This window comes from Streptomyces incarnatus (genome assembly GCF_001027185.1).
GTDB lineage: Bacteria > Actinomycetota > Actinomycetes > Streptomycetales > Streptomycetaceae > Streptomyces > Streptomyces puniciscabiei.
Window position 1 is genome coordinate 3058305 of sequence record NZ_CP011497.1, and the last position, 14564, is coordinate 3072868.

Annotated in this window: 13 protein-coding genes; 4 read left to right on the forward strand and 9 right to left on the reverse strand. The window is 72.5% G+C overall.

The features are described 5' to 3' along the window. Positions 1 to 254: 254 nt before the first annotated feature. The 9 genes from ABB07_RS13460 to ABB07_RS13495 form a co-directional block, all read right to left on the reverse strand. Positions 255 to 1340 carry a hypothetical protein gene (locus tag ABB07_RS13460; RefSeq protein WP_208903420.1) on the reverse strand — a complete coding sequence of 362 codons (1086 nt, stop codon included), beginning with the start codon at positions 1338 to 1340 and terminating at the stop codon, positions 255 to 257. Positions 1341 to 2035: 695 nt separating this feature from the next. Next, complete coding sequence (locus ABB07_RS13465; protein WP_244189345.1) at positions 2036 to 3736, reverse strand: DUF3492 domain-containing protein; 1701 nt, start codon at positions 3734 to 3736, stop codon at positions 2036 to 2038. A 201-nt stretch (positions 3737 to 3937) separates the two neighbouring features. Further along, positions 3938 to 5530 (reverse strand): dipeptide ABC transporter ATP-binding protein, encoded by a 1593-nt coding sequence (locus ABB07_RS41520; protein ID WP_208898938.1) that lies wholly within the window; start codon positions 5528 to 5530, stop codon positions 3938 to 3940. Continuing rightward, positions 5527 to 6525 carry an ABC transporter permease gene (locus ABB07_RS13475; protein ID WP_208903421.1) on the reverse strand — a complete coding sequence of 333 codons (999 nt, stop codon included), beginning with the start codon at positions 6523 to 6525 and terminating at the stop codon, positions 5527 to 5529. The genes ABB07_RS41520 and ABB07_RS13475 overlap by 4 nt, the downstream gene beginning before the upstream one ends. Positions 6526 to 6533: 8 nt before the next feature. Continuing rightward, entirely contained in the window at positions 6534 to 7574 is a 1041-nt protein-coding gene (locus tag ABB07_RS13480; protein ID WP_244189347.1) for an ABC transporter permease, read from the reverse strand. Between the two features lie 4 nt (positions 7575 to 7578). Beyond that, a complete protein-coding gene (locus ABB07_RS13485) occupies positions 7579 to 9297 on the reverse strand; it encodes an ABC transporter substrate-binding protein (RefSeq protein ID WP_208898939.1) in 1719 nt (572 codons plus the stop codon). Positions 9298 to 9475: 178 nt separating this feature from the next. Further along, positions 9476 to 9571, reverse strand: coding sequence for an Ms4533A family Cys-rich leader peptide (locus ABB07_RS41750; protein WP_341845882.1), 96 nt, complete (start codon positions 9569 to 9571; stop codon positions 9476 to 9478). Between the two features lie 56 nt (positions 9572 to 9627). After that, complete coding sequence (locus ABB07_RS13490; protein WP_244189348.1) at positions 9628 to 10953, reverse strand: DUF3152 domain-containing protein; 1326 nt, start codon at positions 10951 to 10953, stop codon at positions 9628 to 9630. Between the two features lie 472 nt (positions 10954 to 11425). Continuing rightward, positions 11426 to 12409 carry an alpha/beta fold hydrolase gene (locus ABB07_RS13495; RefSeq protein ID WP_208898941.1) on the reverse strand — a complete coding sequence of 328 codons (984 nt, stop codon included), beginning with the start codon at positions 12407 to 12409 and terminating at the stop codon, positions 11426 to 11428. Between the two features lie 212 nt (positions 12410 to 12621). On the opposite strand from ABB07_RS13495, the gene ABB07_RS13500 reads away from it, so the two are divergent. The 4 genes from ABB07_RS13500 (at position 12622) to ABB07_RS13515 (ending at position 14444) form a co-directional block, all read left to right on the forward strand. Continuing rightward, positions 12622 to 12846, forward strand: coding sequence for a hypothetical protein (locus tag ABB07_RS13500; protein ID WP_208898942.1), 225 nt, complete (start codon positions 12622 to 12624; stop codon positions 12844 to 12846). A gap of 157 nt (positions 12847 to 13003) precedes the next feature. Next, positions 13004 to 13645, forward strand: coding sequence for a TetR/AcrR family transcriptional regulator (locus ABB07_RS13505; RefSeq protein ID WP_055706875.1), 642 nt, complete (start codon positions 13004 to 13006; stop codon positions 13643 to 13645). 134 nt (positions 13646 to 13779) lie between these two features. Then, positions 13780 to 14007 carry a DUF3107 domain-containing protein gene (locus tag ABB07_RS13510; protein ID WP_055706876.1) on the forward strand — a complete coding sequence of 76 codons (228 nt, stop codon included), beginning with the start codon at positions 13780 to 13782 and terminating at the stop codon, positions 14005 to 14007. Between the two features lie 170 nt (positions 14008 to 14177). After that, complete coding sequence (locus ABB07_RS13515; RefSeq protein ID WP_208898943.1) at positions 14178 to 14444, forward strand: hypothetical protein; 267 nt, start codon at positions 14178 to 14180, stop codon at positions 14442 to 14444. Positions 14445 to 14564: the final 120 nt, after the last annotated feature.

Genomic DNA, 14564 nt, shown 5'->3' on the forward strand with positions numbered 1-14564 from the left:
CGGGGTGTCGGCGCCGGCGTGACCGGCGGGGCCGAGGTGACGGACGGAACGAATGTGGCCGAAGGGGCCACTGGATGCTGCGTGCCAAGAGGGTGTGCTGGGCCGAGAGGGTGCGGTGGGCCCGCCCGCGCTTGCGGTGCCGGCGGCTCCGGGGGCACCGGACGCTCCGGGTCGGGAGGTGGTCATCTGGCGTTCTCCTTCAAAACGGGTGGTGCGGTCGCCGCCGGCTGCGGTTCGGGCCGGCGGCGGGAGATTCAGTCGGGCGCTCCCGTGGGCGCGTGCGCCGAGGCCCGGGTGAGGGTGCGGCTGGCGTGGAACAGCAGGGCCAGCGCGGCCGTGCCGCAGGCGAGGACGGGGACGGCGGCCTCTCCCCAGGTGTCCAGAAGAGCCCTTACGGGCGCCGTCAGGACGGCACAGCCCGGCAGCCTCCCGGCCGACGGCAGGGCGAGGGCGAGGGCCTCCGTGGCCGCCGCGGCCCCGAGCGCCACGGCCGGGGCGTGCCGGTGGCCGTGCACGGTGAGGAGGCGGGCGAGCAGCAACAGGGCACCGAGGGCGAGGGTCTGCGGGTAGGCCACGGGTTCGTGCAGGACAGCGCCGCACGTCAGGAGCAGGGCGGTGAGCGCGCCCAGGAACAGGGTGAACGCGCCGAACAGCAACGGCTTGGCGGCGGCCGTGAAGTCCTCGAGGCCCCGGCTGCCGGCGAGTCTGCGGCGGGCGCCCGCGCTGAGCAGGTGGGCGCACCAGGCCGCCGGGGCACAGGCCAGGGTCAGGGCCAGGGTGGGCGCGAGGGCCGTGGGCCAGGGCCCGTCCGGGGCGCCGGTCGGCAGGGCGTCCGGGCCACCGGTCACGACGGCGCGGAGGAGGCCGTCGCCGAGGAGGGCGTAGCCCAGCAGCCACAGGGTCCACGCGCGCGTCCCGTTCGCCGTGCGCCACGCGCGCGTGCGGGGTGTGCCGGCGAGGGGGCCGTGGCGCAGTGCGGCACGCGTGGCGAGGGCCACGGCGATGATGCCGAGGACGGCGGTCAGGAGGCGGGGGTGTGCCTGGGTCAGGCGCAGTCCGGCCACGGTGGCCGCTCCGAGGGCGCCGGGCAGGAGGGTGAGCAGGATCCAGACCGCGCGCACCCGGGGCACGGGCAGGGGCAGGGGCTCGGCCTCCGGGACCGGCTCGCCGGTGCGGGGCACGCGCGCGTAGAGCTCCTCGGCGAGCGAGAAGACATCGCGGTGGCGGAAGCGGGCGGCGGTCCGGTCGGTGACGCCGTGCGCCTCCAGCCCGGCTGCGATCTCCAAGGGGTCCACGGCCCGCTCGCACAGCTCACGGTGCCGGTGCAGCAGGGCCTTCACGGGGTCGACGGCGCCCCGCCGGGGCATGGCGACGCGCCTCGTGCCCGACTCCTGATCGCCGGACCGTGAGCTGCTCAACGGCGAGTCGTCCGGTTCCGCCCGAGTGGCCGCGGCCCCGGCGAGCGCTCCGGGACGGCCCGGCCGTCCGTCCGGCTGGACGGCACCGGCGGCACCTCGCGCATCGGACACGACGGCGAATGGCCCCGACGAGGTCTCGCCGGCCCCCGTGGCGGACGGCGCCGACGAGGTCTCGACGGTCCCGGCCTCCGCACCGCCCGGCTCCGACTCGAACCACTCCCCTGATACCCCCGCGCTCAGCAGCCGAAGGTCCCCCGGCGCGCCCCGTTCGCTCAACTCGGCCACCGCCCGAGTGCGGTCCGCGCCCGCACGGTCTGCCATCGCTCCGGCACGGTCTGCGCCCATGCGGTCGGCCACTACCCCGGCGCCGTCTCCGCTCATACGGTCGGCCACTACCCCGGCGCCGTCTGTGCCCATACGGTCGGCCACTACCCCAGCGCCGTCTGTGCCCATACGGTCGGCCACTACCCCAGCGCCGTCTGTGCCCATACGGTCGGCCACTACCCCAGCGCCGTCTGTGCCCATACGGTCGGCCACTACCCCAGCGCCGTCTGTGCCCATACGGTCGGCCACTACCCCAGCGCCGTCTGTGCCCATGCCGTCGTCACGTGTGTCCATCACGCCCCCTCTGCGGCGGCCAGTCGTGTCGTGCGTACCGGTGGGGCCGTGACCCAGCCGGGGACGCTCCGGGGCAGGACGCGGGCCGTGGGGCCGGTCCAGCGGCCGGGGACGTGGGACTCGGCGGGAGTGGCGAACGGCAGGGGCTCGCCGGCCTCGTCGAGGACGACCCGGCGGACCGGACAGTGCGAGACGATCTGCAGGTAAATGCCGTGAAATGCCGCGATGTTCTGCTCGACGGTGAACAGTTCGAGCGCGCGGGCGCGTGCGGCGGCGCCGAGGCGCTCACGGCGCTCGGGGTCGCGCAGCAGCGCCACGCACGCCTCGGCGAGCGCCCGCGGATTGCGCGGGGGCACGACGAGTCCGGTGCCCCCGATGACCTCCACCACCGCGCCGACGTCGGTGGACACCGTGGCCCGGCCGCAGAACATGGCCTCGATCAGGCCGACGGGGAAGCCCTCGACGACGCTGGAGAGGACGACGACCGCTCCCGCGGCGTACGCCTCGGCCAGGCTGGGGGCCTCCGGGCCGCCGATCTCCTCGAAGGAGACGGGATTGGAACCCACCGCGTGCACGCCCTCCGCCTCGTCCGGGAAGAGCTGCGCGGCGAGTGCCCGGCAGTGGCCGAGGTAGGCCGCGCCCTCGGGCCCGGAGGGCGCGCCGACGATCCTGAGACGCGCCTTGGGCTCCTCCTTGCGGACCTCGGCGAAGGCGTGCAGCAGCGAGATCAGGTCCTTGGCGGGCTCGACGCGCCCGACCCAGGCCAGCGTGCCGGGGTCGGCGCGGTCCGGGGCCTCGCCGACCTCCGCGAAGCGGGTGGCGTCCATGCCCGGGTAGACCGTGCGGATCCGGGCCCGGTCGGCGCCGCACCGTTCCTGCCAGCGACGGACGTGCGCGTTGCCGGGGGTGAGGACCTCGGCACGCCGGTAGACCTCGGTGGCGAGCCGACCCTGAAAGGCGGCGAGCAGCGCGCGTACGGCGGGGGGCGCGGTGTCCGGGCCGAGGGCCAGGTAGTGCGAGCGGAGCTGCACGCCGTACTCGGTGACGAGCAGCGGCACGTCCCAGAAGTGCCGGGCGAGCAGCCCGGGGAGGGCCGCGGAGCCGCCGGCGGCGGCGTGGCAGAGGTCGGCCGCGCCGAGGCCGTCGTCGCCGTACCAGTCGAGGGAGAGGGGGCGCAGGGCGCGTTCGAGGTGCGCGGTGACGGTGAGCAGATCGGGTACGCGCGCCTCGCGCGCCGTGCGCAGCGCGCCGGGGGCGCGGCAGGCGCGTTCGAGGGTGCGCACGGCGGCGTCCGAGCGCAGGGCGCGGACCAGGCCGCCCTCGTCGCGGGCGAGTTCGGCGAGTCCGTACAGGGCGCTGCCGAAACGGTCCGTCAGATCGTTGGACGTCTCCTCGGAGGCGGCTCCGGGCCCGGCGCACACGGCGGCGAGCAACTCGCCGTAGCACTCGGTGAAGCGCCGGCGCGCGCGCCGTGAGTAGGCGACCCCGTCGTCCTCGGCCGTCCACAGCGGCGCCGTACGCACCCCGCTGACCTGCGGCGGGAGCGGGACCCAGCCGTCGTCCTCCTGGCGCCTGCTGCGGCTGAGCGCGTAGATGTCGAACTCGTGCTGGTCGAGCCCGCGCACGAGCCGGTCGCACCAGAGTCCGGCGTCACCGCTCACATACGGGTAGCCGCCTGCCGTAAGCAGTCCGATGCGCACGTGTGCACCCCCGATCTCCCGTCCGGTGAGCCGCCGTTGCACTGGCGGCTCGCAGCGGGACGAACGTAAGCGCACAAGGCGGTGGCGCGACGGACGGTTGTCCATCGCGCCACCAAAAGGGGTGAACGGTCGTAACTTTCGCGTGCGGGTCGCGTTCGGCCGCGCTAAGGCCTCACCCGGCGATCAACCGTGCACGAAACGTTACGCCACGGCCGGTTCCCGCCGCGCCGCGCGCCGCTGTGCCGCCAGCTCGGGGTCGAGCGCCGGTACGGCCGCCAGGAGCTGCCGGGTGTACGGCTCGCGCGGGCTGTCGTACACCTCGTCGGCGGGCCCGCACTCGACCACGCGGCCCCGGCGCATCACCGCGACCCGGTCGCTGACCTGCCGTACGACGGCGAGGTCGTGGGCGATGAAGACCAGCGCGAGGCCCAGCTCCCGCTGGAGTTCGCCGAGCAGCCCGACCACCTGGGCCTGTGTGGTGACGTCCAGCGCGGAGACCGGCTCGTCGCAGACGATGACGCGCGGTTCGGCGGCGAGCGCCCGGGCGATGCCGATGCGCTGGCGCTGGCCGCCGCTGAACTCGTGCGGGTAGCGGTCGTAGTGCGCTTTCTCGAGCCCCACGCGCTCCAGGAGTTCCGTCACGCGCCCCTGGATGCGCCGCTCGTCCTGTTCGCCACGCGCGCGGAGCGGGTCGGCGATGGACTCACCCACGCTGCGGCGGGGGTTGAGGGAGGAGACGGGGTCCTGGAAGACCATCTGCACGGCCGGGTTCACGCCGGTGTGCGGGCGCCCTTCGTAGCGGATCGCGCCGGCGGTCGGCTCCAGCAGCCCGACGAGCATGCGGCCGAGGGTGGTCTTGCCGCTGCCGCTCTCGCCGACCACGCCGAGCGTCTCGCCGCGGCGGACGGTCAGCGAGACGTCGTCCACAGCCGCGAACGCCCCCCTGCCGCGCCCGAACTCGCGCCGCAGCCCGGTGGCCTCCAGCACGACCTCGTCAAAGGCCTGGGAGGCGGTGCGGCGGGTGTCCACGCGCGGGACGGCGTCGAGGAGCTCCCGGGTGTACGCCTCGACGGGCGCCGCGAGGACCGTGCCGACCGGGCCGTGCTCGACGGCCCTGCCGTGCCGCATGACGAGGACGTCGTCCACGCTCTCGGCGGCGACGCCCACGTCATGGGTGACGAGCAGCAGGCCCATGCCGGTCTCCTCGCGCAGCGTGTGCAGCAGGTCGAGGATCTGGGCCTGGACGGTGACGTCGAGGGCCGTGGTCGGCTCGTCGGCGATCAGCAGGTCGGGCTCGCAGGCGAGGGCCATGGCGATGAGGGCGCGCTGGCGCATGCCGCCGCTGAACTCGTGCGGCCGGGACCGGGACCGCCGTACCGCGTCCGGAATTCCAACCCTCTCCAGCACCTCCACGGCACGCGCGCGTGCGGCGCGGCGCGACACGCGCGTGTGCACGCGGTGGACCTCGGCGATCTGGTCACCGATCGCGTAGTACGGGTCCAGCGAGGACAGCGGGTCCTGGAAGACCATGGCGGCCTTGGCACCGCGCAGGCGCCGCAATTCCTCGTCCACAGCCGCCTGTACGTCCGTGCCGGCGACGCGGACCGAGCCGGTGACCCGGGCTCCGGTGCCGCGGTGCAGGCCCAGTAGGGCGCCCGCGACCGTGGACTTGCCGGAGCCGGACTCGCCGACCAGGGCCAGCGCGGCTCCCTTCGCGAGCCTGAAGGAGAGGCCGTCCACGGCCCGCAGCGAACCGAACTCGACGGTCAGGTCCGTGACGTCCACCAGGCTCATGCGAGCACCACCCGTCGGTCGGCCACCGCGTACAGGACGTCCGCGACGGCGTTGGCGAGGACCACGAAGAAGCCGATGACCAGGACCATGCCGACGACCACCGGCAGGTCGACGACGTTGACCGCGTGCACCAGCTCCTGGCCGATGCCGGGCAGCCCGAACAGGGTCTCGGTGAGGACGGCACCGCCGACGGCGGAGCCGACGTTGTTGGCGTTCAGCGCGATCACGGGCGCGAGGGCGCCGCGCAGGGCGTGCCGGCCGACGACGGAGCGCTCCCCGACGCCGTACGCCCGGAAGGTGCGGATGTGGTCCTCGGCGAGGGTCTCCAGCATGGCCGCGCGGGTGAGGCGGGCGAAGGCCGCGGCCTCGATCAGGGCGAGCGAGAGCCAGGGCAGCAGCAGGTTCCAGGCCCATTGCTCAGGATCGTCGGAGAAGTTCACGTACTGCGGGAAGGGCAGCAGCTGCAGTTCGCCGCAGACGACGATCATCAGCACCAGGCCGATGACGAAGACGGGCGTGGCCGTGCCCGCGAGGGTGATCGCGGTCAGTACGCGCTCGGAGACCCGGCCGCGCCGCCACGCGGACAGCACACCGGTGCCGACGCCGAGGACGAGCCACACCACCATGGCGCCGAGGACCAGCGACAGGCTGACCGGCAGCTTGGTCAGGATGATGTCCAGGACCTGCTGGTCGGTCTGGTACGACTGGCCCAGGCAGGGCGCGGCGCAGTGCTCGACCGCGGTGCCCGTGGAGAAGTCCTGGCCGGCGAACAGGCCCTGCAGGAAGTGCCAGTAGCGCAGGTAGAGGGGGTCGCCCAGCTTCAGCTGCTCGGCGACCTGGTGCACCTGTACCGGTGAGCAGCGCGGGCCGCAGGTGATCTGGGCGACGTTGCCGGGGGTGACGTAGAAGACGACGTAGACGATCACCGAGATGGCGAGCAGCGTGACCACCGCGCCGACGGCGCGGCGCAGCAGGAATCCGCCGAAGCCGCTCATGAAGCCGCTCATACGGAGGCCTCCTTCTCGCTCTTGGCGGTCTTGACGTCTTCGCTCCTGGCGTTCTCGACGTCCTTGCGGCCGGTGCCGACGCGCAGGCGGGAGGCGGCGCGCGGGTCGAGTGCGGTGCGCACACCGTCGCCGAGGACGGTGAGGGCGAGGACGGTGACGAACAGGGCGCCGGCCGGCAGCAGCAGGTACTGCGGCGCGGCCTGGTACCAGACGTCCGCGGCGGTCAGCATCTGTCCCCAGGAGGGGGTGGGCGGCTTCACGCCGACGCCGAGGAAGGACAGCGCCGCCTCGACGGAGATGTTCATCGGCACCAGCAGGGCGGCGTAGGTGATGACCGGCGCGGCGAGGCCGGGCAGCAGTTCGCGGCGGGCGACCCGCCAGGCGCCCCAGCCGCTCAGCCGGGCGGCGGAGACGTAGTCGAGCCCCTTGAGGGACAGCGTCTGCGCCCGCACGATCTTCGCGATGGTGCCCCAGCCGATCAGGCCGACGACCAGGGTGACCAGGACCGGCCGCGGAAACCCGGGGGGCACGATGGCCAGCAGCGCCAACGACATGATCATCAGCGGCATCGCCACGATGACGTCGGTAGCCCGGCTCAACAGTTGATCAACCCATCGGGTGCCCAGCGCGGCACCGACACCGACCGCGACCCCGATGACGACCTGCAGCACCGTGGCCGCGAGCGCGACGCCCAGTGACACCCGCGCCCCGTAGACCAGCCGGGCGAACAGGTCGCGGCCGGTCTGCGGTTCGACGCCCAGCCAGTGGTCGGCGCCGATGCCGCCGAGGGAACCGATGGGCACGCCGCCACGCGCGGAGTCGATCAGGGACGGGTGGTAGGTGGTGGGGTCCTGGCCCTCCAGCGCGGTGAGCAGCGGGGCGGCGAGCGCGACCAGGACGAGCAGCGCGACGACGGCCGCGGCGACCAGGGCGGCGCGCTGCGCGCGCAGCCGCCGCCAGAACTGACGGGCCCCCGAGGCCGCCGGGACGGAAGCGTCCGTCCCGGCGGCCTCGACGGCGACGAGTGCCTCGCTCACGGCGCTACTTCACCGCGACCTGGGAGATGTCCAGCACGCCGGTCCAGTCGCTGATGACGATGTTCCTGACGTCCTTGCCGTACAGACGCTTGTAGACCGGGTGGAACAGCGGCACGACGAGGGCCTTCTCGCCGATCTTCTTGTCCAGTGCACCCCAGCGCTGGGCGGCCGCGTCAAGGTCGGTCAACTTGTTGATCGCGTCAATCTCGTCATTGACCGACTTGTCATTGAGCAGGCCCGTGTTGAAGTTCGCGCCGTCCTTGACGATCTGCCGGCCGTCGAAGATCGGGGCGAGGAACGGACCGCCGGAGGGCCAGTCGGCACCCCAGTGGGCGAGGAAGAAACCGGGCTCGGTCTTCACGCCGTGGATCTTGTCCCGGTAGTCGTTGTCCTCCAGGCCCTGCAGCTTGACCGTGATGCCGGCCTTCTTGAGCGCGTCCTGGAGGGCGGTCGCGATCTCCGGGCTGGTCTCGAAGTCCTTGGCGTTGGAGTGGGTCAGCGTCACCGTAAGCCCGTTCTTGTAACCGGCCTGGGCGAGCAGGTCCTTGGCCTTGGCCGGGTTGCCGGACGTACCGGCCGGGAACGGGTCGTACGGCGTGTAGCCGAAGGACTTCTGGTCGGGCAGGAAGGTGGTGGCGGGCTCGGCGAGCGCGCTGCCGCCGGCCGCGTTGACCACCGAGGACCGGTCGACGGCGTAGGCGATGGCCTCACGCACCTTCGGGTTGTCGAACGGCTTCACGGTCGGGTTGAACGCGATGTAGTTCGTGTAGCCGAAGTGCCCCGTGCCCACGCGCGCGGCCAGCTCCTTGTCGCCGCTCACCTTGGCGAGCTCGGCCGGGCCGAGGTTGGTGTCCGTGGTGACCGCGGCCGCGTCCGCACCCTGAGACGCGGACAGCCGCTGGTTGATCACCGAGGAGTCGAGGCCGGAGCGGACGTCGATGGTGTCCGGGTAGGCCTTGCGCTGGTCGTCGACGGCCGTCGACCAGTACGTGTTGCGTTCGAGGACCAGGTGCTCACCGTCGTTCTCGTTCTTGACGACCCGGTAGGGGCCGGACGAGACCGGGTGCTCCTCGTACTTGGTGCCGTTGTCCTTGCTCTTGGGCACCGGGGTGAACTGCGTCTGCGTGGCGAGGTACGGGAACTCGCCCTCGGGCTTGTCGAGATGGAAGACAATGGTCCGCGCGTCGGGTGTCTCGATCGCCGAGAGCCCCTTCTTGTCCTTGTACGGCCCCTGGTAGTCGGCCGCGCCGACCAGCCAGTCCCTCAAGTAGGGCGCACCGCCGGAGAGTTCCGGAGCGAAGGAGCGCTCGATGCCGTACTTGATGTCGGCCGAGGTGATCGGCGTTCCGTCCTCGTACTTGAGCCCCTTCTTCAGGGTGTACGTCCACACCGTCGCGTCCTTGCTGGGGCGCCCGGTGTCGGTGGCGAGGTCGGGGACGACCTTGGTGCCGGCCGCGCCGTTCGCGCGGTTGCGGGTGGTGAGGGTGCGGAAGACCAGCGAAGGGACGTTTCCGCCGCCGGAGGTGTAGAGGCGGGCGGGGTCGAAGTCGGTCTGCGGCTGGGAGTTCAGCACCGTGAGGGTGCCGCCCTTGTGGGGCGTGGAGTCGCCACCGGAGCCCTTGGCATCGTTGTCCTTCGGGCCGCAGGCGGCGACGCCCGCTGCCACGACCAGGCTGACGGATGCCGCTGCCACGCGGCGCGCTATGACGGACGGTTGACGCATCGGAATGACGACCTCTCGAATACTGAGACTGATGGACGAGGAGTGAGACGACTGCGGGCAGACGTCGGCCCCGGCGTCGGGTCGTCGAAAGGCCCGTGCGTCCGCGACAGGGTCACGGACGGAGCACGGTCGGAAGAGAAGGAAGAAGAATCGCGACGCGAACGCCAGGGAGGCGGCGTCAGCGACAGTGGATGTCGGCCACGCAGAGCGCGGTCACGCCGATGAGCGCCAGCTCTATGGCTGAGCTCTCACGGACGGCATGACTAGACCACATGTGCAGAAATATGAACGAAGTCAGGGCTCATGTCAATGTGACATGAGCGGTGACTGTCAACTCCTGGGATAGGGCCAGGGGTTGGGCAGACAGTGGATTCCGTCATGGTCGAGGAACTTGGTCTGCTGCTGCATGACGGGGGCGAGTTCGCCGTTCTTCTGGCACGTCACATGGCCGTGGCCGAGCCGGTGGCCGACCTCATGGTTGATCAGCATCTGCCGGTATGCGTACATTTTGTCGCCGTATGTCTTGCTTCCCTGGGCCCACCTGTACGCATTGATCATCACTCGTTCGGTGGCGGCGGAGTCACAGGAGACGTTGTCCTCCGCGGTGTCGAGCCCGGACTTGGCGCACCACTGGGCCGTCGTACCGGGGCTCGCCAGCGTGATCACGAAGTCGGGCTTGCCGGAGGAGATCCGCTCGAAGGTACGGGCGCCGCCGTGGGCCCAGCTGCGGTCGTCGTTCAGGGTCTTCTGCACGGCCTCGGCGAACAGCTCGCCGTCCAGGCCGAGCCCCTGCTCGACGTCCACCCGGTAGGTGTACTTCTGCCCGGTACCGGGTGCCTTGGCGAAACCGGGCACCGCGTCGAACTTCCCCGGTCCCTTCAGCGTGGCGCTCAGCGGGTACTTCCGGTCCATCTTCTGCTCGTACGACAGCGTGACCGTGCCGGGCGGGGCGGAGGGGGTCTTCCCGCCGGAGGTGCGCGCGTCCCGGGCCTGGCCGGTGGCGGAGCCCGACTGTCCGCCGTCGTGCCGCGATGCGGTCACCTGTCCGGCGACGACCACCGCGAGCACGGTGGTGACGGCGGCCGCCGCGATCCCGGTGAAGGCCCGGCCCTTGCCGCCGGGGCGCTGCGCGGGCACACCGGAGGGGCGCGGCCCGGGTGAGCCGGCCGGGGGTGCGTCGCCGGCGTCGGCCTCCGGCGCGTCGGCCGGGTGTTCCTCGTCGGGGCGGGGCTTGCCCGGGCGGGGCGCGAAGACGTCGACGTCGTCGTCGAGACCGACGCCGCCGGCCCGCCCGTCGGCGAAGGCGTCGAGGTACTCCTGCCGGGGCCCGGAACCCGCCCCCGGCCCGGCCGGCCGCGGCCGCGGAAGCACCACCCCCGGACCGGCCGCCCCCGCGAACTCACCCCAGCCACCGCCGGCTTCCCGCTGCTCGGGATGCCCACCACGAGCAGACGCGCTCTCACCGAAACGGGGGGCACCGTGCGCGGGGGTGCCATCGGGAAGCCTCGGGAAACCGTGCGCGGGCGTGCCGTCCGGAAGCCTCGGGACACCGCGCGCCGGGGTGCCGTCCGGAATCCTCGGGGCACCGTGCGCGGGGGTGCCGTCCGGAATCCTCGGGACACCGCGCACGGGAGTGCCGTCGGGCAGACGCGGCACACCGCGCGCCGGGGTTCCCTCGCTGAAACGCGGAACGCCCTGGGCCGGCGTGCCATCAGGGAAGCTCGGTGCACCATGCGCGGGAGTGCCATCAGGCAGACGAGGCACACCGCGCCCGGGCGTGCCGTCCGGAAACTTCGGGAAACCGTGCGCCGGAGTGCCGTCCGGAAGCCCGGGGAAACCGTGCGCCGGAGTGCCGTCCGGAAGCCCGGGGAAACCATGTGCCGGTGTTCCGTCGGGCAGACGGGGCGCGCCCGGCGCAGGGATGCCGGAAGGGAACGTCGGTGGTTGGTGCGAGCCGCGCTGCGGGGCCGCGGCGGGGCCGGCACCGGTCCCGTTCGTCGGTGCCTGTCGTTGCCCGGGCAGCAGTGGCTGCTCGTCCCGGGTGCCGCGCGTCCGCCTGGGGGCGGTTATGTCCGCGGAGTCGGCCTTGGGGGCCGGGCCGCGGCGGCTGTGGCGTCCCACGCCGGCCTCAGCTCCCCGTGCCCGAGTCGGCGCCGGCGTCCTCGGTCTCCGTGAGGAGCTCCCGGAACGCCGTGGCCACCACCTCCGGGTACTCCATCATCGCCACGTGCCCGGCGTCCGGCAGGGACAGCAGGCGCGAGTCGCGGAAGGCGCGGGCGGCCCGGCGGGCCATGCGGAAGCCGACCAGCTGGTCACGGCCGCCGTAGATCAGCAGCGTCGGGGCGAGCACGCGCTCGGCCTGGCGCCACAGCCCGTGCTGTCCACCGAGCGTGTAGGCGTTGACGATGCCGCGCGCGGAGCGGGCCATCGCGTCCCAGAAGTACGGCAGTTGCAGCCGCCGCTCCAGCTCCTCCACGGCGTGCTGGAACGCCTCGGGGGACACCCGCGACGGGTCGCCGTAGCAGAGCGCCATGACGCCGCGCACCCGCTGCTCGGCCGTCCACTCCTTGGTGAGGCGGGTGAACAGGGCGGCGACACCGGGCACTCCGAGCAGCGCGGTCGGCGCCGCGGTGCGCTGGATGCGCAGCTCCGGCAGGGCCGGCGACACGAGCGTGAGCGTACGGACCAGGTCGGGGCGTACGGCGGCCACGCGCGTGGTGACCGCGCCGCCGAGCGAGTTGCCGAACAGGTGGACCGGGCCGCGGCCGGCCGCGTCGAGGTAGCGGATCACCGCACGCGCGTGCCCGGTGACGGAGTAGTCCCCGTCGTCCGGGGGCGGGGAGTCGCCGAAGCCCGGCAGGTCGACCGCCTCGCTGTCCAGGACGCCGTCCAGCTCCGCCATCAGCGACGACCAGTTCTGCGAGGAACCGCCGAGCCCGTGCACGTACAGCGCGGGCGGCAGGCCCTCGCGCGCGGGGCGGCGGGAGCGGACCGACAGGGTGACTCCGGGCAGTCCCACGGACCGCAACCGCTCGCCCTCGCCGACCCGGACGGGCGCCACCCTCGGAAGCACACTGGCGGCCGACACGGACGGCGACTCGGTCGAAGACATGCGGCAATGTTACGAGGTGATCACGCCGGGGTTCATGTGTTCGCCGTCACAGTGCGGGCCGCGGGTGACGGGTGAACCGGAACCGGACCGGTCCGCTACGAACGGGCGCGACGGCATGGCGTCCGGATCTGCTGTCTCCTAGGCTCGTAGAAAGGGCACCCGTATGTGGCCCCCTGCTGCTTCCAGGGACGTTCGTAGGAAGGGAGCCCACCATGGCCTATGACCCCATCGAGCCCGACACGATCGAGGACCTGGAGGCCGAAACGGCCGAGGAGATCGACGTCGAGGCCCCCGAGGCGGACGCCGCCGAGCAGCATCACGACATCGCCCCGGACCGCGACGACCCCCTGACGGGCAAGGATCCGGACCGCGCGAACGAGGCAGATCTGGCCGAACAGGCGCGTGTGGTCTCGCTCGACGAGGACGACTACCGCTGACCTCCCCGGACTCCCGCGGCCGCACGGGGAGCCCATTACGGCTTTCCCCGTCGTCCGGTACGTGAAATTCTGCGCTCGCAGCGCGCACACCACGGTTACCGAAAAGTACGATGGCCGCGCGGCCGACACCGCGAAATGGACGACTTTGGGAGGCGGCGTGACAGCCATCGAGCAAACTGAGGCGGCACGCCCGCGTGGCACCCGTCTGCCGCGCCGAGCTCGACGGAACCAGCTGCTGGGCGCCGCCCAGGAGGTTTTCGTCGCGCAGGGGTACCACGCTGCGGCGATGGACGACATCGCCGAGCGGGCCGGCGTGAGCAAGCCGGTGCTCTACCAGCACTTTCCCGGCAAGCTCGACCTCTACCTCGCCCTGCTGGACCAGCACTGCGAGTCGCTGATCCAGGCGGTGCGGGGCGCACTCGCCTCGACGACCGACAACAAGCAGCGCGTCCGCGCCACCATGGACGCCTACTTCGCCTACGTCGAGGACGACGGCGGCGCCTTCCGGCTGGTCTTCGAGTCGGACCTGACGAACGAGCCCGCGGTGCGCGAGCGCGTCGACAAGGTCACCAACGACTGCGCCGAGGCGATCTGCGACGTCATCGCCGAGGACACGGGCCTGTCGCGCGCCGAGTCGATGCTGCTCGCCTCCGGTCTCGGCGGTCTCGCCCAGGTGGTGGCCCGCTCCTGGCTGCACAGCGACCGCAGCGTGCCGCGCGACCAGGCGGTGCAACTGCTCACCTCACTGGCCTGGCGGGGCATCGCGGGCTTCCCGCTGCACGGCAGCGAACACCACTGACGGCCGTGTGTTCCCGTCCGCTGTTCGCTGACGGCGTTCCGGCCCGAAGCGTGCAGGTCCCCTCACCGGACTAATGTGTGCTGGGTACGGCGCGGCAGATCGCGCACATCAGTGACCGTCGGAGGGACATAGCCGTGGAGGTCAAGATCGGCGTGCAGCACGCGCCCCGCGAGATCGTTCTGGAGAGCGGTCAGAGCGTCGAGGAGGTCGAGCGCGTGGTGGCCGAGGCGCTGGCCGGGAAGACGGGGCTGCTGAGCCTGCAGGATGAGAAGGGCCGCAAGGTTCTGGTCCCGACCGACCGCCTCGCGTACGTGGACATCGGCGAGCCGACCGTGCGCAAGGTGGGCTTCGGCGCGCTGTAGGCGGACGACATGCACAAGGGCCCGGCGGCCGCGAGCCGCCGGGCCCTTCCGTATGAGCGATGCACACGGCCGGCGCACAACTCCTCCACAGCGGAGGATTGCACTCCGCAGGTCACGGGTATGACGGGCTACGACCGTCAAGGCAGACGCGCCGTGGGAGGGACCCGCTGATGATCCTGGAAGCGCTCGGCTCCGCTGTGCTCGGTCTCGTCCTCGCCTGGGCGGCGGCGTACCGCCTGTCCCACCGTCTGCCGGCCCGCCCCCTGGTCCTCTGCACGGGCATCGCCGGCGCCCTCTTCGGCGACTTCGTCACCCACACCGCCCTCGGCCCCGGCACCGCCTGGCTGAGCCTCCTGGGCGCCGCGATCATCTCGGCGGCATCCCTGTCCCTGCTCCTGCGCCCCGCAGGCAGGCTGCGCCGATCAGCGACGGCGTAGCGACGGCGCCTTTGCAGCGGGCGTAGGGGGCAGCGCCCAAAAGGGGCGCGGGGCTGAATCTGATATGCGGCTCCGCCGCGGGGGCGCGAACAACCACAACGCGCCCGCAGCCGCGCAACT

Coding starts and splice junctions, on each gene's coding strand:
- ABB07_RS41520 (WP_208898938.1), bottom strand. CDS start 5,530: ATGAGCCTGGTGGACGTCACGGACCTGACCGTCGAGTTCGGTTCGCTG.
- ABB07_RS13475 (WP_208903421.1), bottom strand. CDS start 6,525: ATGAGCGGCTTCGGCGGATTCCTGCTGCGCCGCGCCGTCGGCGCGGTG.
- ABB07_RS13485 (WP_208898939.1), bottom strand. CDS start 9,297: ATGCGTCAACCGTCCGTCATAGCGCGCCGCGTGGCAGCGGCATCCGTC.
- ABB07_RS41750 (WP_341845882.1), bottom strand. CDS start 9,571: ATGTGGTCTAGTCATGCCGTCCGTGAGAGCTCAGCCATAGAGCTGGCG.
- ABB07_RS13495 (WP_208898941.1), bottom strand. CDS start 12,409: ATGTCTTCGACCGAGTCGCCGTCCGTGTCGGCCGCCAGTGTGCTTCCG.
- ABB07_RS13500 (WP_208898942.1), top strand. CDS start 12,622: ATGGCCTATGACCCCATCGAGCCCGACACGATCGAGGACCTGGAGGCC.
- ABB07_RS13515 (WP_208898943.1), top strand. CDS start 14,178: ATGATCCTGGAAGCGCTCGGCTCCGCTGTGCTCGGTCTCGTCCTCGCC.